Source organism: Candidatus Mycobacterium methanotrophicum (genome assembly GCF_023515995.1).
GTDB classification, from domain to species: domain Bacteria; phylum Actinomycetota; class Actinomycetes; order Mycobacteriales; family Mycobacteriaceae; genus Mycobacterium; species Mycobacterium methanotrophicum.
In genome coordinates this window covers 2,326,057-2,345,771 of record NZ_CP097320.1, presented here as the reverse complement: position 1 = coordinate 2,345,771, position 19,715 = coordinate 2,326,057, and the positions used below count along the sequence as shown (strand labels likewise).

General features: G+C 63.9%; 16 protein-coding genes and 7 pseudogenes. 7 read left to right on the top strand and 16 right to left on the bottom strand.

Annotated features, from left to right (window positions below; translation table 11 throughout):
* Window positions 1–4: 4 nt before the first annotated feature.
* The 13 genes and pseudogenes from ligD to M5I08_RS12290 form a co-directional block, all read right to left on the bottom strand.
* Window positions 5–1,061, bottom strand: a pseudogene (ligD, locus tag M5I08_RS12345) (non-homologous end-joining DNA ligase).
* Between the two features lie 371 nt (window positions 1,062–1,432).
* The gene (gene eno, locus M5I08_RS12340; protein ID WP_249763272.1) at window positions 1,433–2,743 is read right to left on the bottom strand and encodes a phosphopyruvate hydratase; all 1,311 of its coding nucleotides are present in this window, start codon (window positions 2,741–2,743) and stop codon (window positions 1,433–1,435) included.
* A gap of 152 nt (window positions 2,744–2,895) precedes the next feature.
* A complete protein-coding gene (locus tag M5I08_RS26810; protein WP_219066900.1) occupies window positions 2,896–2,988 on the bottom strand; it encodes a hypothetical protein in 93 nt (30 codons plus the stop codon).
* Window positions 2,989–3,015: 27 nt separating this feature from the next.
* Window positions 3,016–3,501 carry a hydrogenase maturation protease gene (locus M5I08_RS12335; RefSeq protein WP_219066901.1) on the bottom strand — a complete coding sequence of 162 codons (486 nt, stop codon included), beginning with the start codon at window positions 3,499–3,501 and terminating at the stop codon, window positions 3,016–3,018.
* Complete coding sequence (locus M5I08_RS12330) at window positions 3,485–4,951, bottom strand: Ni/Fe hydrogenase subunit alpha (RefSeq protein WP_219066902.1); 1,467 nt, start codon at window positions 4,949–4,951, stop codon at window positions 3,485–3,487. Before M5I08_RS12330 ends, M5I08_RS12335 begins: the two co-directional genes overlap by 17 nt.
* Window positions 4,952–4,967: 16 nt before the next feature.
* Window positions 4,968–5,597: an NADH-quinone oxidoreductase subunit B family protein gene (locus M5I08_RS12325; RefSeq protein ID WP_219066903.1), complete on the bottom strand. Its 630-nt coding sequence runs from the start codon at window positions 5,595–5,597 to the stop codon at window positions 4,968–4,970.
* On the bottom strand, window positions 5,594–6,307 hold the full coding sequence (locus M5I08_RS12320; protein WP_219066904.1) for a 2Fe-2S iron-sulfur cluster-binding protein: 714 nt from the start codon (window positions 6,305–6,307) through the stop codon (window positions 5,594–5,596). Before M5I08_RS12320 ends, M5I08_RS12325 begins: the two co-directional genes overlap by 4 nt.
* On the bottom strand, window positions 6,304–8,100 hold the full coding sequence (locus M5I08_RS12315) for an NAD(P)H-dependent oxidoreductase subunit E (protein WP_304502940.1): 1,797 nt from the start codon (window positions 8,098–8,100) through the stop codon (window positions 6,304–6,306). Before M5I08_RS12315 ends, M5I08_RS12320 begins: the two co-directional genes overlap by 4 nt.
* A 249-nt stretch (window positions 8,101–8,349) precedes the next feature.
* A complete protein-coding gene (locus M5I08_RS12310) occupies window positions 8,350–9,396 on the bottom strand; it encodes a zinc-dependent alcohol dehydrogenase family protein (protein ID WP_219066924.1) in 1,047 nt (348 codons plus the stop codon).
* Window positions 9,397–9,404: 8 nt separating this feature from the next.
* The gene (locus M5I08_RS12305) at window positions 9,405–9,782 is read right to left on the bottom strand and encodes an NAD(P)(+) transhydrogenase (Re/Si-specific) subunit beta (RefSeq protein WP_219066905.1); all 378 of its coding nucleotides are present in this window, start codon (window positions 9,780–9,782) and stop codon (window positions 9,405–9,407) included.
* Window positions 9,783–10,060: 278 nt separating this feature from the next.
* Window positions 10,061–10,207: a hypothetical protein gene (locus tag M5I08_RS12300; protein ID WP_219066906.1), complete on the bottom strand. Its 147-nt coding sequence runs from the start codon at window positions 10,205–10,207 to the stop codon at window positions 10,061–10,063.
* Between the two features lie 89 nt (window positions 10,208–10,296).
* Window positions 10,297–10,470 carry a hypothetical protein gene (locus M5I08_RS12295; protein ID WP_249763474.1) on the bottom strand — a complete coding sequence of 58 codons (174 nt, stop codon included), beginning with the start codon at window positions 10,468–10,470 and terminating at the stop codon, window positions 10,297–10,299.
* A gap of 169 nt (window positions 10,471–10,639) precedes the next feature.
* The gene (locus tag M5I08_RS12290; protein WP_219066907.1) at window positions 10,640–10,972 is read right to left on the bottom strand and encodes a hypothetical protein; all 333 of its coding nucleotides are present in this window, start codon (window positions 10,970–10,972) and stop codon (window positions 10,640–10,642) included.
* A gap of 575 nt (window positions 10,973–11,547) precedes the next feature.
* Here M5I08_RS12290 and M5I08_RS12285 point away from each other — a divergent pair.
* From M5I08_RS12285 to sat, 5 genes and pseudogenes are all read left to right on the top strand, one after another.
* Window positions 11,548–11,835 (top strand): hypothetical protein, encoded by a 288-nt coding sequence (locus M5I08_RS12285; RefSeq protein WP_219066908.1) that lies wholly within the window; start codon window positions 11,548–11,550, stop codon window positions 11,833–11,835.
* A 401-nt stretch (window positions 11,836–12,236) separates the two neighbouring features.
* A complete protein-coding gene (locus M5I08_RS12280) occupies window positions 12,237–12,989 on the top strand; it encodes a phosphoadenylyl-sulfate reductase (protein WP_219065908.1) in 753 nt (250 codons plus the stop codon).
* 310 nt (window positions 12,990–13,299) lie between these two features.
* A pseudogene (locus M5I08_RS12275) lies at window positions 13,300–13,810 on the top strand (PPE family protein); the annotation flags it as partial.
* Between the two features lie 360 nt (window positions 13,811–14,170).
* Window positions 14,171–14,359 (top strand): annotated as a pseudogene (locus tag M5I08_RS12270) (ISL3 family transposase); the annotation flags it as partial.
* A 34-nt stretch (window positions 14,360–14,393) separates the two neighbouring features.
* Window positions 14,394–15,659, top strand: a complete 1,266-nt coding sequence (gene sat / locus M5I08_RS12265) for a sulfate adenylyltransferase (RefSeq protein WP_219065905.1) — start codon at window positions 14,394–14,396, stop codon at window positions 15,657–15,659.
* A 22-nt stretch (window positions 15,660–15,681) separates the two neighbouring features.
* On the opposite strand, the pseudogene M5I08_RS12260 reads toward sat, so the two are convergent.
* Window positions 15,682–16,452, bottom strand: a pseudogene (locus tag M5I08_RS12260) (transposase family protein); the annotation flags it as partial.
* A 788-nt stretch (window positions 16,453–17,240) separates the two neighbouring features.
* A complete protein-coding gene (locus M5I08_RS12255; RefSeq protein ID WP_370328611.1) occupies window positions 17,241–17,471 on the bottom strand; it encodes a hypothetical protein in 231 nt (76 codons plus the stop codon).
* 363 nt (window positions 17,472–17,834) lie between these two features.
* On the opposite strand from M5I08_RS12255, the pseudogene M5I08_RS12250 reads away from it, so the two are divergent.
* Window positions 17,835–18,089, top strand: a pseudogene (locus tag M5I08_RS12250) (DUF4118 domain-containing protein); the annotation flags it as partial.
* Between the two features lie 1,027 nt (window positions 18,090–19,116).
* On the opposite strand, the pseudogene M5I08_RS12245 reads toward M5I08_RS12250, so the two are convergent.
* A pseudogene (locus tag M5I08_RS12245) lies at window positions 19,117–19,351 on the bottom strand (potassium-transporting ATPase subunit C); the annotation flags it as partial.
* A gap of 81 nt (window positions 19,352–19,432) precedes the next feature.
* Between M5I08_RS12245 and M5I08_RS12240 the strand changes: the two are divergent.
* Window positions 19,433–19,600 (top strand): annotated as a pseudogene (locus tag M5I08_RS12240) (SAM-dependent methyltransferase); the annotation flags it as partial.
* Between the last annotated feature and the right edge of the window lie 115 nt (window positions 19,601–19,715).

Here is a 19,715-nt window from a genome sequence, read left to right as displayed (position 1 = left end):
TAAATCACCAGCCGGTGGGAACGAGCAAGGGGCTGCGCATGATTGGCCAGCGATTACAGGGCATCTCCCTGATCACCTCGTCAGGGTCCTTGTCGGTGCGCAAGCCGATGTAGCGAGGACGGCGCAGCTTGCCGTCACGCGTCCACTCGGAAAAGCCGATCTCGGCGACCAACTGCGGACGCGCCCAGCGGGTGCCGGCTTCGTGATGAATCTGGCCGCGCACGAAGGGTGATGTGTCCTGCTCAATACCGAACAGTCGCTGATGCAGACTGTGCAGGGTAGCGTGGTCGAAGCCGGTGCCGATCTTACCGGCGTACACCAGGTCTCGCCCCTGATAGTAGCCGACCAACAGCGCACCCAGCCCGACCCGGCTGCCCTTCGGGGCCGTGTACCCCCCCGATCACAAACTCCTGATTGCGCACGCATTTGAATTTCAGCCAATTCGGTGAACGGCGGCCCTCCTCATACTTGGAATCAGCCAGCTTGGCGATCACACCCTCGTCGCCGTGCTCGCAGGCTTCGTGGTAAGCGGCTTCGCCTTCCGTCCAGCGGTGTGTTATATAGCGCAGCGGACCGCCCCACTGGATCGCTTCATGCAGCAGCCGCTTGCGCCAGATCAGCGGCAAGCTGGTGATGGCATAGCCGTCGAGGTGCAATATGTCGAAAACACAGTAGAACACCGGGATTCGCTATGCACGCGCCTCCTCGGAGTTAGTAATGCCTAGTCGGCCTTGAAGCCGCTGAAAGCTCGTGCGCTCCCCTTGGAAGGCGACCACTTCACCATCGATCACGAAGCGGGATGTGTGCTGGGCGGCAAGCGCATCGACCATCTCGGAGTAGGTGTCGTTAAGGGGTTTACGATTGCGCGACAACAGCCGCATCCGGTGGCCGTCGCGGAACGCCAGACAACGCTCTCCACCGAATTTGAGTTCGAAGATCCATCGTGGGTCGGAGAACCGTTTGTCGGTCGGCGTGGCCAACATTGGAGCCCGCCAGTAGGGCACGGCCTCGAGACGCAACAACGCGCGCACCTCGTCTGGTAGGCGCTCGATCACGAGAATTCAGCCAGGGTGCGTCCCGAGAGCACCGGCTCCAGTTGGCTGAACGTCGGGTGCTGCGTTGACCTTAAGCTGGAAATCGTAGTGATCGCTGGTAGGCCAGTGGGTTTTCGACCGCGAAATGCGGTGCGTTTTGCGCTTGGCCGTTGGTGCATGCCGATCCCCCTGTTTGTCACATGACACTTGTTGATGTTGGATTCATGATTCCGCGTTCCGCGCGGTGCGAATAGTGACAAAAGTCATCACCATGGCACCTGTGGCACCGGACCATTTGCCTGTCATGACAATGGACACACGGGCCCGCCCCCTTATCGTTGCGTCCATAGCACCACCAGCAGTAGAACGCCATCGATCAGTCCCGGTCGGCCCGCTCGTCACCCCAGACCGTACGGCAGACTCGTCCCGTCATCATCGGCGATCTCGATCAGCCGGTTGTACTTCGCCACCCGCTCTCCCCGTGCGGGAGCCCCCGTTTTCATATGTCCCGCACCGGTACCGACCGCGAAGTCCGCGATAAACGAGTCTTCGGTCTCACCGGACCGGTGCGATACGAACTGCGCATAGCCAGCGTCGCGACACACCCGCATCGCATCGATTGTCTCTGTGACGGTACCGATTTGATTGACCTTGATCAGCGACGCGTTGGCCACCTTGCCGCTGATGGCCTCGCCGATGATTGTCGGATTGGTGCAGAAGATGTCGTCGCCAACAAGCTCGACCTTGTCACCCAACCGCTGCGTCAGCTGTTGCCAACCATCCCAATCAGACTCGGCCAACCCGTCTTCAAGGAGCCACACCGGAAACCGCTCGATGATCTCGGCGTAGCGTGCGATCATCTCGTCGCTCGAATATGCCACGCCGGCAACGTGATACACGCCATCACGATAGAATTCGCTGGACGCAGGATCGATCGCGATGGCGATGCCCTCGCGTCCGGCCGTATAGCCGGCCACGCTGATCGCCTCGACCAGCAATTCGAGTGCCTGCTCTGGCTGGGTAATCTCCGGCGCGAATCCGCCTTCGTCGCCAAGGCCCACCGCAAGTCCGCGAGAATTCAACAACCCACGCAACGCCGCGTAGACCTCTGAGCCCGCGCGCACCGCCTCGGCGATCGTCGGCGCCCCCAGCGGGGCAAGCATGAACTCCTGAAAATCGAGTTGGTTGAGCGCGTGCACACCGCCATTGAGGACATTGAAATGCGGCACTGGCAGGCGCGGTGAGTTCACTGATCCCACGAAAGACTCCCACAGCGACGTGCCCGCAACGGCAGCGAACGCGCGAGACGCCGCTATTGACACGCCCACAATGGCGTTAGCCCCGAGGCGGGACTTGTTCTCAGTACCGTCCAGATCGATAAGCGCGTGATCAAGGTCGGCGAGACTCTGGAAGCTGCGGTCGCGGAAGGCCTCCAGAATCTCACCGTTGACCGAACTCACGGCGCCAAGCACGCCCTGACCGGAGTAGCGCTTCGGATCGCCATCCCGACGTTCGACCGCCTCACGACTTCCCGTCGAGGCTCCAGCCGGCACTCCGGCATGCACCCGAAGGCCGTCGCCGGCCTCTAGAGTGACCGAAAGCGTCGGGCGAGACCTGGAATCGAGGATCTCGACCGCATGGACGTTCCGAACCGTAACGCTCACTACACCTCCCGATTTCCGAACCGAAGCATCCCCGGTTACCTGCACCGACCATTATGTGTGATCAGTCTGCTGCTCGGCCTGTAGTGAGCGTAGTGACTCAGCTTCGGCCGCTGCGGGTCGGCGAACGCGATCCGACGTAAAGCGTGCGCGAGGGCGTACGTCATGTAGAGGTAGCAAGCGAAAGCTCAATAGATCAATTACGAGATGACGAAATGGTCTTCGACGTCCCTGACGCCGGGTACAGACCATGCGGCGAGCCGTGCCGCTGCGATTTCGTCCCACGAGTGCACCGTGCCGCTTAGTGTGACGTGCTAGTGCTAACGCGGTGTCGGCGACCAGAACTCCACGGAATCGCTGAGGTTGTGTTGTGCCGGGCTGGTCAGTCCCTGCTGCAGTTCCCATTGGTAGCCGCGGATCGCCAGCAGGTAGGCGTCGGGGACGCGTTCGAAGCACTGCTGGCTGGTCGCCAGGATGGCCGGCACGGAGAGTGCGTGCGAGGTGAAGCTGAAGTCCAGCTTGGGCTTGGGACGGGTCAGGGTGAATGATTCGACGGTGGGGTCTTTGGTGGCGTCCACGAACAACACTCGGGTGTATCGGCTGATCAGGTCGGCGTCTTCGAGGCTGAGCTGATAGGTGCGGCGCAGGCATGCGTGAGGCCGAGGACAAAGTTGTTCGAGCCTTTCGATGAAGGCCCAGCCCAATCCGTCGTCCTGACGTCCGTCGTTGCCGATGCCGTAGATCAGGCAGGTGGGGTTCTCCAAGAACCCAAGCGCCACGCGGGTTGGTTCAGCGTCGGCGTTCATCGACCACCCGCCCCTGCGCGTCCACAACGGTGACAATCAACGGCATCTGCCCCAGGGCGTGGGTGGCGCAGCTTAGGCAGGGATCGTAGGCGCGGATCCCCACCTCGATGGCGTTCATCATGCCCTCGGTGATTTCGCTCTGGCCCCCGAGATAGTCCTCGGCGACGCTGCGTACCGTCCGGTTGAGCACCTGGTTGTTCTGGGTGGTGGCCACGATCAGGTTGGCGAAGGTGACGTTGCCTTCGCGATCAGCGCGGTAGTGGTGCAGCAGGCTCCCCCGGGGGGCTTCCACCACACCGACCCCCTCCCCGACCCAGGCGTCCGCACCCGGTGACACCACCAGGTCATCCTTTTGCAGGTCGGGGTCGTTGAGCAGGTCCTTGACGACCTCGGCGGCGTGGATGATTTCGATGGTGCGCGCCCAGTTAGTGTGCAGCGTCATGTTGTTGGCGCGTCCGCCAGTGTAGGCGTGGAATTTCTCCAGCGCTTCGGCGGCGATCGGGGTCGATAGCGTCTGCGTGACGTTGAGCCGGGCCAGCGGGCCCACCCGCACCGACCCCGCGTCGCGGCCGAGGTCGGTGAGGAACGGGAACTTCATGTAGGTCCACTTCTCGACGCCCTCGGAGAAGTGGTCGAGGTAGTCGCGGTAATCAAATTCGCGTACGAGCTTCTTCTGTTCGTCGATGACCCGCAGCCGCCCGTCGTAGTAGTCGACGTTGCCGTCATCGTCCACCAGGCACATGTTGAGCGCCGACACGGTGGCGAAGCCGTCGACTTGGGCACGGTGCTCGTCGTGGAAGTCGTAGAACATCTGCAGACCCAGCTGAGCGTCGTCGATGACCTCGTCGATGGAGGACAATCCGTCTTCGCCGCGCAGCAATCGGTCCACGTCGGCCGCGGTGAGGCTTTTGTTCACCCCGCCGGGCACCGCCGAGATGCCGTGCATGCGTTTTCCGAACACGGCCTCGATGACCTCCTGGCCCCACTTGCGCAGCCGGACAACACGTTTGATGAGACCGGGGTTGGCCTCGATCAATCCGATGAAGTTGCGCTGCTCGGGTGCGGCGTCGATCCCGAACAACATCTCCGGGACCACCAGGTAGAAGTAGGCGGTGACGTGCGATTGCAGCATCTGCGCGTAGTGACCCAGCCGGCGCATCTTGACTGCGGTCGGGGTGAGACAAGTCCCCGACGCCGGCCCTATCCCGATCATGTCGTCGAGGGCCTTGGCCCCGCCGAGGTGGTGGCTGACGAAGCAGATCCCACAGATCCGCTGCATGAGAACCGGTGCTTCCCAGTACGGGTGGCCCTGAATGAACTTCTCGTAGCCGCGGAACTCCACCACATGCAGCTTGGCGTCGGTGACGTTGCGGTCGTCATCGAGTTCGATGACGACCTTTCCGTGTCCCTCGATGCGGGTGACCGGATCGATGACGAGTGTGTTTGCCATGGCGGCCGTTCCCCGATCAGTCGAAATGGTTGAGCGACTTGGGTAGATTCACGGGACGTCCGTTGACCAGGTCCTCCAGGACTTCGAGGATCGCGTCCGCGCTCGGCGGGCAGCCCGGGACGAAGTAGTCCATCTGCACGACCTCGTGGCACGGATAGACGTTGTTGGTGAGGATCGGGATCCGACGGTCGTAGGGCACCACCGGGCTGGCGTCTGGCGGCGTCGTCGGGGAGTCCGGGTAGGCCTCGGCCAGACAATCCTTGAGCCCGACCAGGTTACGCAGCGATGGGACGCCGCCCCAGATGGCGCAGGCGCCGACCGAAATCAGGACGTCGCAGTTGTCCCGGAAGTGCCGCAGTGTCTCGATGTTGTCCTCGTTGGCCACCCCGCCCTCGATGAAGCCGATCGCGCACCGCTCCGGAATGCGCTTGATGTCAGTGAACGACGACCGCAGTATGGTGATTTTGTCCAGCAGGTCGATCATCCGCTCATCGATGTCGAGCAGCGACAACGTGCATCCCCAGCAGCCGCACAGGCTGATCATGGAGACCTTGATCTTCCCGGCCCGCTTGGCGGCCAGCTCGGGGTCGAGCGGGGTGGCCGGAAGTTCATGGGACGCAACCTCATTCGCGCCTGAAGTTATCACTTTCTATGCCTCCGTGATGGTTCCAGCGCCCGGTCCTTCACCGATTCGACGTCGTAGCGCCGCTCGCCGATGGGCTCGTCGTAGCCGACCCCTTTTTCGAGTATCGTGCCCACGGGACAGATGTCGACGGCCTCGCGGACCTGCTCGGGGGGCATCTTGTTGGCCAGTTCGACATCGACCTCGATACGGGCGTGCGTTCCGCGCCTGCTGATGTTGAAGATCTTCTTGCCCGTCTCGCGATCCCGGACGAACTCCACGCAACGCTGGCAGAAGATGCAGCGGTCGCGCTCGAGCCAGATCGTGTCGCACGCATGGTCGGCGACCCGCTTAGGAAATTGGTAGGGGAAACGCGACACCATCATGTCCACCTCGTAGCCGACCGCCTGCAGCGCGCACCGGCCGGCCTTCTCACAACTGGGGCAATTATGGTTGCCCTCGGAGAACAGCATCTCCACCAACGCCTTACGCGCATCGGTGACCTGCGGGTCGTTGACCTCCACCCGCATCCCGTCGCTGACCTCGACCGCACAAGCGGCGGCGACCGCGCCGTTCACCTTGACCGAACACACCCGGCAGGTCCCCAGGACCGGATGTTCGGGCAGATAGCACAAGGTCGGGATGTAGACCCCCGCCTCGTCGGCGACATCGACGAGCGTCCTGCCCGCCTCGGTGGTGACGGTGGTGCCGTCGATCTCGATCTCGATGGTCACAGCAACTCCTGCGGCGCGAGTTCGGCGACGGCTTGGGCATAACCTGTCAGCTCAGCCGCTGGGTCGAAGGACGCCAGCACGTCGCCGTTACACTCACGAAGCCGTGCCGAATAAATCTCCGGGAACTTCTTCAGCGTGGTCAGGATCGGATTGGGCGAGGTGGCACCCAGCCCGCATCGGCTGGTGTGAGCGACGATCCCACCCCAGGCAACCATGTCGTCGAGATCGGACCGGACCGCCCGACCCGCGGCTACCAGGCCGACCTTCTGCCGCAGCATCACGTTGCCCGCTCGACAGGGCACACAGATGCCGCACGATTCGTCGACGAAGAACTGCATGAAGTCCCCAACGATGTCGATCAGGTCACGTTCGTGGTTGAACACCATGAAGGAGCCGTTGCAGGACAGATCGTCATAGGCGAGCCTGCGGTCGGCGTCGGCGGCCACCGAGAGCATCTCCCCTGAGGGACCGCTGATCTGTACGGCCCGAGGGTTGTCCGCGCCGATGATGTCGAGCACCTCGCGCAACGTAACCCCCCACTCCACCTCATAGATCCCGGGGGCGGAGTCGCCGGCGATGCTGATCAGCCGGGTGCCAGTCGACCCCGCTACCCCCATTGCCGCGAACCACCCGGCGCCCTCTTGCATGATCCGGCTCGCCGCGGCGAACGTCTCGACGTTGTTGACCACCGTCGGCCTGCCCAGGAAACCGCACTCGACCGGGAAAGGCGGCTTGAGTCGCGGCGTTCCGCGCTTACCCTCGCAGGACTCGATGAGCGCGGATTCGTCGCCGCAGATGTAGGCCCCGGCACCCAACTGGATACGGATGTCGAACCCGTCGCCGACTACTCCCTCCTCGTGTAGCTCGTCGAGCTGCCGTGCAAGGTAGTCCCGCAGATACGCGTACTCCGCACGCAGGTAAAGGATTCCGCGTCGGGCGCCCACGGCGTGGGCCGCGATCGCCATGCCGGCGAACACCTGCTTGGGTGAGTAGGTCAGCAACGCCCGGTCCTTGAAGGTGCCGGGCTCGCCCTCATCGGCGTTGCAGATGATGTACTTCTCGTCGCCGGCGGCTGCGCGGCAGAACTTCCACTTGTTGGCGGTGGGGAAACCCGCGCCGCCCCGTCCCCGCAGGCCAGACTCGGAGACGGTGGCGATCACATCCTCGGGCGACATCGCTGTGCAGCGGCGCAACAACGCGCGGTAATCGGTGTCACCGCAGAAGAACACCGGACCCGAGGTATGCACAATGGTACGTGTCAGCGCATCGACATACGCCACATCGTCGCGTGGCAGGCCGGCCGGATTGGCGATCTGCGCCGGAGAAGCACCCTTTTTCAGTCCCTCGATGATCTCGCCGACCGAAGCCGGTGTCAGGTCGGTGAACACGACATCGTCGATGAGCATCGCCGGTTCGTGGTCGCTCAAGCCGATGCATGCGGTCTCAAACAATCCGAAGTCGGCCGATCCCGGCCCGCCGAATCGTGTCCCCGTCGCCCGTTCCAGGGCCTCATGCACCTGGTGGTAGCCGTGCATCTTCGCGATGACGGTGTTGCTCAGATAAATTCGGTGACGGCCCGAGGGCGTGGTGTGAAAGAAATGGTAGAAGGTCGCCGTCTCCAACACATCCTCGGCGGACAGCCCCAACCATTCGGCGATCCCGGCGGCGGCCTCGCGGGAGATGTAGCCGGCGTCGCGCTGCACACTCCACAAGATGTCGAGGAGCCCAGTGCGGTCTCGACCGTGCCCAGACAGAATCATCGCGATATCGGGGGTCATCGCTCCCAGAGTCATCGCTGCCACACCACCCACCCACGATATCCAGTTCGTCTCAGGGAGAACAGGGGAATGTCGCGGCAGCCATGGCGCACTATTCCGGGCCTGCCTGTGCGCCCGATGTGGCCGGTGGCGCATGACGGGGGTGCCAGGAGCGAAGATCTTTTACATTGCCGGGCAAGCGTTTTCGTCTGCTGGCTCACGATCACAGAGCAAGTATCTCCTCGTCGCTCCGTGGCGGCCCGTGCTAAGGCGGTTTGTATGACATCACCTCCGCTGCATAACGCTTGATGACCGCCGGCGATCTGCCGCTGGGGCTACCCGGATGATTGCTGCCCCGCTGAACCGGTCGTGGGCGAGGTCTGACACTGCCTTGTCGACGGCCTCGAACGGGTAAGGCGTGGTGGTGACCCGCATGCCGATGCGCTCGGCGACGGCCAGCAGCTCTTGGCCGTCTTCACGGGTGTTGGCGGTCACGCTGCGCAATGTACGTTCCTGAAACAGGTGGGTTTGGTAGTGCAGCGGGGGGATGTCGGTCAAGTGAATGCCGGCGACGGCCAGGGTGCCACCGCGGTCGAGCGCCGCTAAGGCGGGAGGGACGAGATCGCCGGCCGGGGCGAAGAGGATGGCCGCATCCAGTGGCTCCGGTGGCCGGTCGTTGCTGCCACCAACGGACGCCGCTCCCAGGGCGCGGGCCAGCTCTTGATCCTCGGCCGAGCGCGTGATGACATGCAGGGTCGCGCCCTGCGCGAGTGCTACCTGGGCGGTCAGGTGGGCGGACCCGCCGAAGCCGTACATGCCCAGTCGCCCGCCGGTGGGAAGCTCGGCACGACGCAGCGCCCGGTAGCCGATGATCCCGGCGCACAGCAGCGGGGCTACGGTGTCGTCCTCGAAGCAGTCGGGAAGCTGGTAGACGAACTGTTCGTCGGCCACCATGTACTCGGCGAAGCCCCCGTCGATGTCCCACCCGGTGAACGTGGGCGCCAGGCACAGGTTTTCGCGGTGCTGGCAGCAGAAGCGGCAGTGTCCGCAGGTCCGCGCCAGCCAGGCCGCGCCGACGCGCTGACCGAGCTGGTGGTCTGCGCAGCCCTCGCCGAGGCGGTCGACATAGCCGACCACTTCGTGGCCGGGGATGGTGTGGGGCTGGTGTGCAGGGAGATCTCCTTCGATCAGGTGCAAGTCGGTGCGGCACACCCCGCACATCGAGACGCGGATGCGGAGCTGACCGGGACCGGGTTCGGGGACGGGCCGTTCAACGAGGCGCAGCGGACCCGAATCGACGGGGCCGGGTTGGTTCACCTCCCAGGCGCGCATGGTCGCCATCAGCTGCTCACCAACGCTTTGATGGCGGCGCTGATCTCGGCGAGGCCGGCCTTGGCGTCGCAGAACAGCATGCCGGTCTTGGGGTTGGTGAACAGCTCGTTGTCGATACCGGCGTAGCCGGGCCGCATGGATCGCTTGATCATGATGACGCTCTTGGTCTGGTCGACGTTGAGGATCGGCATCCCCGACACGGGGTTGCCCGGGCGGCGGGTGACGTCGTTGGCGCCGACGACGAGCGCCACATCCGCGGTCGGGAATTCCTGGTGGGCCGCGTCCATCTCCTCCAGGTCGGTGTAGGGGACTTCGGCCAGCAGGACGTTCATGTGGCCGGGCATCCGGCCCGCGACGGGCCGGCGGGTCTCCGTGGTCGCAGTCATTCCACTCTCCAATCCTCAGCATGGTCTGGCAGCGTTCGTCCTACCGCGATCACGATGCCGCTCGGCAGGCGCAGCAGAATAGCGCCGAAAGTCCCAACCTCCCTGCGGGTGTGGTGACCTTCGGCCCTTACCGGAGCCGTACCAACCGCCGAAGAATGCCCACACATGGCAGTAAAGTCAACAGCAGAGCGGGCCATATGCCTGGGGTGCCGGGCTACAGTTCGCCGAAGGCAGCGCGGGTGTAGTGCACGAGCACTTCGAGCCAAGAGTCCAGTGCTTCACCGCCGATCGGCACGACCCGGATCGGCGGCCTGCGCACGGTGCTCTGGCAAGTCCAACTCATGGCCCTCGACCAGGACGGCGGGGAAATACTCGCCGTCACGGTGGCCGGGCAACCCAAGGTCAAACGTGGGCGAGCCGGTCACGGTCGATCGTTTGATAGCGATGCCGTGGTCACAGGGTGATTGCTCGGGAGTCGCCTTCCGGGCAGTTTCAATCCGGCCAGCTCAGCGGGCTAGTACAGATCTGTGCGCTCAGCCAATCCCTGGGCCAGATGCCAAGCGAGTTGCTGGTGTTCACAGTTGGCATTGTCGTTGGCATTGTCGACGCGAATCACGGAATGAGGCTGACCCGAGCGGTTGCGGCCCGCGATGCCCGATCCGGTCGACGAGATAATCTCCGAGTTCAATCGCTGAATTCTGTTCCGCTCCAATCGGACAAGGCTCATACCTGAGGTTCAGCTGTGGTCGTCGACTTCTGCGCGCAGTCGACACCCCGTCACCTTCTCGGTCCGGATCCGCACAAAGTAATCACGCCGGCCTCCAACCCACTGCTTTGATGACGCTCATCGAAAGTGCTCAGTCTTGCTCGGTGAAACTGCTCACCGGTGACGGGGGCTTACTGTAGCGGCTTTCGGCGGTGGGCGCGCAGGCTGTGGGCGGTGAAGCTGACCTGATCGATGAGCAGGTTGGCGTTGTAGCCGGCCCAGTAGGGGGTTGGGGCTGGTCGCGGCCGGTGGAGTGCAGGTAGTTGGCTAGGCGGTCGGCGGTGCCGGCGGCGCGGCGCGCGGCCCAGCGGGCCACCCGCGTGTCGTCCGCGTCCAGCACCCGACACGCCGCCCGGGCCGGCCAGCCGCGCACCACCGCGTGACCGACCAGCCCGCAGATGCCGGCCTTGACGGATGCGCCCACACGGGCCGGGACTGGGCCGGCGGTTCAGTCTCAACGCGATTTTCCCCGGTACAGATGAAGCTCCACCGCCTGCCCGGTGATTGTGGCCCGCAGCTGCTCCAGCTCCGCCCTGACTTCCTCCAACTCGACCTGCTCGGCGGCTCTTGCCCGGACGCCCTGGCCTCGCCGGCAGCGCCGCCAGGGCGGCCTCCTTCCCCGACCGGCAGATCATCGTCACCGTGGTGCGGTCGATCCGCCACTTCGCAGCGGCCTGCCGCCGGGTGAACTGCCCCGTCAGCACCGAGGTGAACAGCTCCCGCTTCTCGCTCGGCGGCAGCGCCCGCCGCGGTTTGCGCCCCTTTCCCACCGGTGTTGAGCGTCTCTTTCTATGACGACCACGGTGGGGCTGCGCGTCAGTGTTGTTGAGCTGCGGCGGTGTGCAAGGTGTCGCGGTCGTGGGTCGGGGCAGTGATGATGCCTTGTGGGGCAAGCGGAGCGCCGATAGTTGCGGGGGCCGGGGCTGGTGCGGAAGGGTGCAACACCGATCGCCCCTTGTCGGCGGCCAGGGGCATCGGCCGATTGGCGAGCGGTTGGGCGTGTCGGCCGGCACCGTGCGCGGCTGGCTGCGCGCCGCACGCGCCGGTAGCGAATGGCTTCATCAGCGCGCCGTCATGGCCCACGCCCGGGTCAACCTGGCCTGTGAGGATCCCGCCTTGCCCGTGGCGGGTCTTACGCCCCTGGCCTATGCGGTCGACGCGTTGGGCGCCGCCGCCGCGGCGGTCCGGCGCTTTTTCGGCTCCGCGCTGCCCCTCTCGGGGTGGCAGCTGATTGTGGTCATCACCGGTGGCCGTCTGCTGCGGCCCCCGCGGGTCAGGCCTGGCTGAACTCGCGCCACCGAAAATTGGTGAAGTCTGTGTTCTTCACCACACCACTGGGCCTCTCAACCGCATATTCGCCGACCGGCAGGCGCGTCTCATCGTCAAGCTGACGCCCCAAACCGCAGGAAACCGTGTGCACCGCGCATGTCGCCGCCATCCTCAAAACGAATGTCGCGCAACACGGGGTTCAGCAGATGACATGACAATCCTCCAGACGTATCCGACACGCCCACATCTGGCTGGGTATTTTTTTGCCGCTCCTGCCGCATTAACTCAGACGCAAAACAGAAGTGACTAACGTCCCGAACGAGCGGGACGTCGGTCCCTACCCGCCTATCCGGCACTCCGCTCGAATGGTCTGATACGTCTGGGGATTTCACGCAGCAGGCATCAGATGGAGGCATGGCATGAACGATTCACCACAGCCGCAGACCGAGGCGCGGGTGAGCGATCCGCCGCGCGGTTTTACCGAGGCGGAGCTGTATGAGTTGGCGGCGCGTGGTGCCGCCGAGATGGATGGAGCTGGTGCGATCGAGCTGTTGGGCTGGACCGACGAGACCTTCGGCGCCGACGGCTATGTGGTGGCCTCCAACATGGAGGACGCGGTGCTGGTGGATCTGGCGGCCAAGGTGCGCCCAGGTGTGCAGGTGCTGTTTTTGGACACCGGCTATCACTTCCCGGAGACCATCGGCACCCGTGATGCGGTCAAGCTAACCTATGACATCCGGTTGCTCAACCTCACCCCAGCGCACACGGTGGCCGAGCAGGACGCAATGCTGGGCAAAGACCTGTTCGCCCGCGACCCCAACGAGTGTTGCCGGCTGCGCAAGGTCGTCCCGCTGAGCACCGCGCTACGCGGGTATTCGGCGTGGGTCACCGGTATTCGCCGGGTTGACGCGCCGACTCGCACCAACGCCCCGTTGATCAGCTTCGATGAGAAGTTCAACCTGGTGAAGGTCAACCCGTTGGCCGCCTGGTCGGATCAGGACATGACCGACTACATCGCCGAAAACAATGTGCTGGTCAACCCGCTGATCGACGAGGGCTACACGTCGATCGGCTGCGCCCCGTGCACGGCAAAACCGGCTCCGGGCGCCGACCGGCGCAGTGGCCGCTGGCCAGGACACCCCAAAACCGAATGCGGGCTACACATCTCGTGAGCACGCTGCCCATCATCGCGCACCCGCGTAGCCGCCAACACGGGGCCGTGGCGGGGTCAACGGTGAGAAGGATCAGCTGGCGGTGGTCTGACCCCAGGACTCCTGATGACATGGCGCAAAAGTGAACCGCGCGCGCCGCAACGCATTTACGGCGTTTCAGCCTCGGTGGATCGAGCCGACCTGCGGTTTCGTCGATATCCGCAGTGAACCCCCAGAAAGTATCCGCGCCGAAACCCCGAGGTCAGCGTCCGAACCGACTCGCTGGCTTGGACTTCATGTCATCAGGAGCCTTGGACTCGGGAGAGTGTTGGTGCTGGATTTCGCGGCGTTCGCTGCCGGAGGTCAACTCCGGGCGCATGTATGCCGGTACCGGGTCGGGGCCGATGCTGGCTGCTGCGGCGGCCTGGGACGCGTTAGCCGTCGAACTGGAGTCCATGGCAAGCAGCTACTCGTCGGTGATCTCAGGGCTGACCGGACAGGAGTGGCTGGGGCCCGCCTCGGTGGCAATGGCCAGCGCGGCAATCCGGTATGTGGCATGGCTGTCGGCCACCGCCGCCCAAGCCGCGGCGGCGGCGGCCTACGAGGCGGCATGCGTGATGACGGTGCCCCCGCCGGTGATCGCGGCCAACCGGGCGCTATTGACGGCGCTGATCGCGATCAATTTTTTCAGACAGAACACGCCGGCCTTCGCGGCCACCGAAACCCACTACGCCGAGATCGAGGTCCAAGACGCGGTCGCGACGTACGAGTATGCCGGTTCCTCGGCGACCGTGAGCACGTTGATTCCCTTCGGCGAGCCGCCGCCAGCGAAGCCGCCTGCAACGAGATGTGGGCCCAGGATGCTGCGATGATGTGCGCCCATGCGGGTTCCGCGGCGCCCGCTGCGCAGTTGTCCCCGTTCCGCGCCCCACCGCAAACCGGCTCTTCCGACTTGATGGGGGTCTGGTGTGACCGATTCGGATCGTGTCGGTGATCGATTGAGGGCTCGTGCCCTTGTGAACCGGGTGGTCTCACACATCTAGCCACAAGAAAGGCGCGAGCATTGTCCAACGGTAGTCCATTGCTGCTCGGTCTCGAAGACATCGTCGTTGACGCGGTGCACCGCAATGACGATGGCGTGCGGGTAGTCACGGTGCACACCGCCCCAGGGGTACGTCGGCGGGTGCACGAAGTGCCACACCCGGTCCCGCCGTTCACGCGGTTGGGTCACCATCCGCCCACGCGATATCAAGATCGGACCGAACCGGCCACAGATGGTGTGGCGGAAACGTAAATGGCCGTGCGCCAACGCATCGTGCGAAAAGAAGACCTTCACCGAGGCGACACCCGACGTCCCGCCGCGAGCCCGGGTGACCACCCGAGCCAAAGCTGCCAAATCCATATTTGAGAATGAGGGGCCGTAACATGAATTACGCAGGACACAACGGAAAACCGATAGTGGATAGAGTGTCAACCGTGGACGCCGCAAGGAAGATAAAAGGCATGCGGCGGGTTCCGGTAAAAAGGGCGATCGCACACGAAGTAATCAGCCTTGCCTACGGTTTCTTCACCCCTCTAACAGGATTTATGCGTAAGGATGAGGTTGACGGGGTCTTGACGGACATGGAACTCCCGGACGGAACACTTTGGAGCATGCCCATAGTGTTCGACATGTCGACGGCGAATATCAAGAAACTCAATCTAAAGGAAGGAGACAGCGTAGTTCTTGACTATATTGGCGCGCCAATGGCAGTTTTCGAAATTGAAGAGATATACGGATATGACCTGGAACGCATGTCCGAGAAAACATACGGCACGACGGACACCGGGCACCCTGGCGTGAAGAGGACGATGGCCTACGCGGATAGGTTCATCGGTGGCGGGATTACACTCATAAACAAGCCCGTCTTCAACGAGCCATTTAAGCGCTACTGGTTCACACCAAGGCAGCACGCGGATGCGTTAAGCAGGAAGGGGTGGAAGCACGTCGTCGCCCACCAAACGAGAAATGTTCCGCATACCGGTCACGAAGCGTTAATGAAACAGGCCTGGTTTGCCGCCAATGAAGACATTCCCGTTGATATCCTGAACACGGGAGTGCTGGTCAATGCAATCATAGGCGAGAAGAGGATTGGGGATTACATAGACGAAGCAATACTTTTGGCACAGGACGCTCTGCGAACCAACAGGTACTTTCGCGATGAAGTGCACATGGTGACCTTCACGCTGTGGGACATGCGGTATGCGGGCCCCAGGGAAGCAATTTTCCATGCAATCCTGAGGACGAATCTCGGATGCACGCATCACATGTTTGGCCGAGATCACGCAGGAGTGGGCGACTTCTACGGCCCATATGACGCGCAGAATCTCCTCAAGCAATACCGACACAAACTGTCCATAAAGCCAGTATTTCTCAGGGAGAACTGGTACTGCCCGGAATGTTCGGAAATCACCAACTCGGCTCTTTGCGGCCACGACTCGAAAGCTCAGCGCTTTAGCGGCAGCCTAATTAGAAGCATGTTGGTAGATGGAGTAAAGCCACCGGAGAAAATGATGAGGCCAGAGGTGCTTGACCTGGTAACGGACAGTGCCGCTAAATACGCGCAGGGTTCACCCTTTGTGAACGAAAATTACCTGAAAAACAGAACGCCGGTCTTTTCCCTAAAACAATTAGAGGCACTCGAACCATGAACGAAAAGCAGGACAAGTGTCCCCTTTGCAGGGTTGATAGTACGACCGCGGCTGCGACGATCTGGCCGATTCTGTTCGGGCACAGACGGATTCGGCGAAGGCATCGCCAGCGTCCTTTGAGTTCGGCGTTGGCGCGTTCCCCGATGGCTCGTGCCGCGGTGAGCAGCGTGTTGTAGCTCTGGTTGGCGATGTCGAGGTTGCGGCCCTTGATGGGGGTGTGTACTCCGATGCCGGTGCCTTCGTAGCCCTTATCGGCCAAGGTTGGCACACCGTCGGCGGCCGCCTTGTACAGCGCGCCCAGACAATGCATGCGAGCGGCAGTGATGTCGTGCGTGCTGCCCGGCTCGACCTCACTGGACCACACCGGGAACCCAGCGGGGTCGGCCAGTATCTGCACATTGCCACCCTGAGTCTTGTGCTTGCCCGAATACCACCGGTGATGGCCGACCTCGGTGCGCTCGTTCACCCGGTCGATCTCGACCAGCGTCCCGTCCAGCATCACGTGCGACCAGCCTTCCCGTTTCGCCTGGTCGAGCACGTCGTGCAGGTCAGGAGCCTGGTCGGCGATCACGTCGATCGCCTCGTGCAGATACCGGTAGGAGGTGGAGATCGGCAGCCCGGCCTCCAACGCGAGCAGTCGGATCGGGGCATCGTCGCGGAACCAGCGCAACACCAGCTTGGCTTGCGTGCGTGCCGTGCCCGAGCGTCGCCCGACGCGGGTGCCGATCTCGCGCCGGTGCGCGTGCAGCGACGCGGTCACATACCGCAGGGTTTCCTCAGGGACGTCGCAGATGCAATCGGCCGATGCCCCTGGCCGGCGGCAGCGGCGCTCAGCGCCGCGCCGATGGTGCTGGCATCGTCGGCCCGACCCGGCACACACCAGGCCGGCAGCAGCACGTGCGTGCGCCCGCACGCCGGGTTCGTACAGCGCACCCGAGCCAGACGTAGGTGGCGACGCCCGCCGCCGCAGGTACGCACCCGCCGCGGCCGCGAGAATCCATGCTTGTAGGAACCGCCCACCACAGGCCGGGCACACCAGCCGGCCCTCGCGTAGCCCAGCCTGGGCCTCGTGGGGGTCGGCAACGATGATCACCGCGTTGGGCTCCTGGCATAGGGTCCACCGCCTCGCCGCCCATCGTCATCGGCAAGGGGCGATCGGTGTTGCACCCTTCCGCACCAGCCCCGGCCCCCGCAACTATCGGCACTCCGCTTGCCCCACAAGGCATCATCACTGCCCCGACCCACGACCGCGACACCTTGCACACCGCCGCAGCTCAACAACACTGACGCGCCGCCCCACCGTGGTCGTCATAGAAAGAGACGCTCAACACCGGGCAGACAGAAGGTCTACCTAGAGCTGCTCACCAGGCTCGACGGACCCCGCACTTGACACCGATCACCCGCATGAGCGTGCAGTTTTGCCTGGACAGCCACCACGGCGCGGGTCTTAGCCAACTGCTGCTCCAGTCGAGGCTTTTCGGCCTCTAAGCGGGCGATGCGCTCGGCTTGTGGGTTGCGCCGCTTGCGCCCGCGCGGGGCAGCCAGCCCCGCCAGCGCGCCGACGTCGCGGGATTTGCGCCACTAGGCGATGTGGCTGGAATACAGCCCCTCACGGCGCAGCACCGCACCCTTCTCACCATCGGGCGCCGCGTCGTATTCGGCCAGCACCTCCAGCTTGTACTTCGCAGTGAACGGTCGCCGCTGGGCCCGTTCAGGCAGCTCAGGATCGGGGCGTTGCGTTGCATCGTCAGCCAGCCGACCAGGATCTTCGATCCCGGTCGCTTGTACCAATGTCGTCACTTTGTTCGTCATACCGGTGAGTCTCTCCATCCCGCCCTCGGGTCACTAATTGTCAGGGGCGGGTGCCTCAACCCAGGTTGGCAGAGAGGGCTGCGCAAATCACGCAACAGGCGATCAGCGGCCTCTTCCAGGTTAAGCGCAAGCGGCGCGACCCTGACGACGCTCGTAGCAATCTGACAGAAGCCGACGGAAGCAAACTCAGGACCTTTGGCCCCACTACCGAAGGACTTACGCATATTGTTGGCGCCTCCCGTCCCACGCAGTCGACGATGAGAGCCACGCGTGGAAGCGCTCCGCTCGTCATCCTCAGCGACGGCCAACACACGGCTCCCGCAGCTACGCGGTGTCGGTCTGCGCCGGCGGCTCCGGGCGCTGATGCTGATGGCGCTGCTGTTGCCGGCGGTGACGATCCTGTTTGGACTGGCCCGGTCGCGGCTGAGCCTGCCGAGTGATCTGCTGGTGTATCTGCTCGTGATCGTCCTGATAGCCGTCGCGGGTGGGTGGTATTCCGCGCTGATAGCCGCGGTGGTTTCCGTGACGGCCGCGGATATCTTTTTGACCCGGCCGCTGTATTCGCTCCGGGTCGCGCTGTTCAACGATGCGCTGGCACTGGTCGTGTATGTCGCGGTGGCGCTGCTGGTGAGCTGGACAGTAGAAGTCAGCGCTCGGCGCCGGCGCTTGGCAACCCGTTCGATCGCGGAGGCCGCGGTGCTGACGTCGATGGCCGAGTCGCTATTGCGCGGCGAAGGCGGGCTCCCCCAATTGTTGGAGTTGGTGCGTGAGACGTTCGGGTTGAAGGGGTTGAGCGTGCTGCAACGTCGCACCGAAGGAACGCATGACGACACCTGGATCGTCAGCGCCAGCTGCGGGACTGATTTCCCGGAGCTGCCCGAGCAGGCCACCGTACAGGCTGAGTTGGATCCTTCGTCGATGCTGGGCGCGCGCGGTCCGGCCCTATCGGCGGCCGACCTGGAGATTTTCACCGCATGCGCGGCGCAGATCGCCGAGTACTTAAGCCAGCGCAAGCTCAGCGAGCGGGCCGCGGGCGCCGAACAGCAGGCCCAGAGTGAGCGTATGCGAACCGCAATGGCAGCCGCCGCCGGCCGTGCCCTTGTCGACGGCGTCGACTCTGCGAAGCGGGCCGTCGTGGCGCTACGTGCCACACCGGCTGCGGCGCGGGAGGGTGAGCCGATCGACACGCTGGAGCGCGCGGTGGACCGGATCGGCGTGCTAGCGAACCAACTGGAAGATGTGGCCAGGGCACGGGCTGGTGCGCTCGATGTGCGGATACGTCAGGTCGACGTGGCCGAAGTCGTGGCCGCGGCGCTCGACGAACTCGGGACCGGTCGGCATGCCGTGAATGTTGAAGTGCCGGAAGACATTCCCGACGTGATTTCCGATGCCGCGGTGCTGACCCGCGTCATAACAGCGCTGGCCGCCAACGCGATTCGGCTCAGCTCCTCAGATGGTACCCCGAAGATCACCGCGAGCCTGCGCGGCGACCGAGTCGAAATCCGATTCCAGATAACATGTCTCGAGCAAGTGCCGGCCAAGGGTCGTGGTGACTACTTTACTGTCGAGGCCGCGCGCGACCTGCTCGAGGCAATCGACGCGTCGCTGCGCACAGAAGGCCCGGACAGTGCACCGACGGTAATCATCAGCGTGGCTGCCGCTGATCTAGCGCAAGGTTTGAGTACGACGACGTTGACTACGGTCTCCCCCAGGAAGCCCAATGCGCGACCGGCGGTGTGGTCACGCACCAGTGCCGCAACCGTTTCGGGTGCCAGACGCCGAGCAGCGGCGATCCGCGCCGACTGCAGGGCGGCGTTGGCCACCGAGATGTCCGGATCGAGGCCCGACCCCGAGGCGGTAACCGCATCGATGGGCACCGCGGCGTTGCCGGGCGATGGCAGTGATGATTCGAACCCCAGTGCAGGTGCTGGCACGACCGCGGTGGCCGACGCGGCCGCAACTACTTCAAGAGCCATTACGGCCCGACGATCAACGCCTACCGCACCATCGGCAACAATTCGGTGCTCGCCGCCACGCTCGACGCCCAGCTCGTCGAACTCGCCGAGAGGCACCTCCGTGACGGCCTCGTGGGCTGGGAATACCTGCTCGTCACCGCGCGGAAGCGGTGAGCCGCGCCTCTGTGATGATCGGCGCGTGTTCGTCGATAATTCGGCAGTGCAGGGCGGGTGGTCCGGCTGGAGATTTATGACGCGCTGCGCCAGCTCCAAGTGAACCGTTACCGAC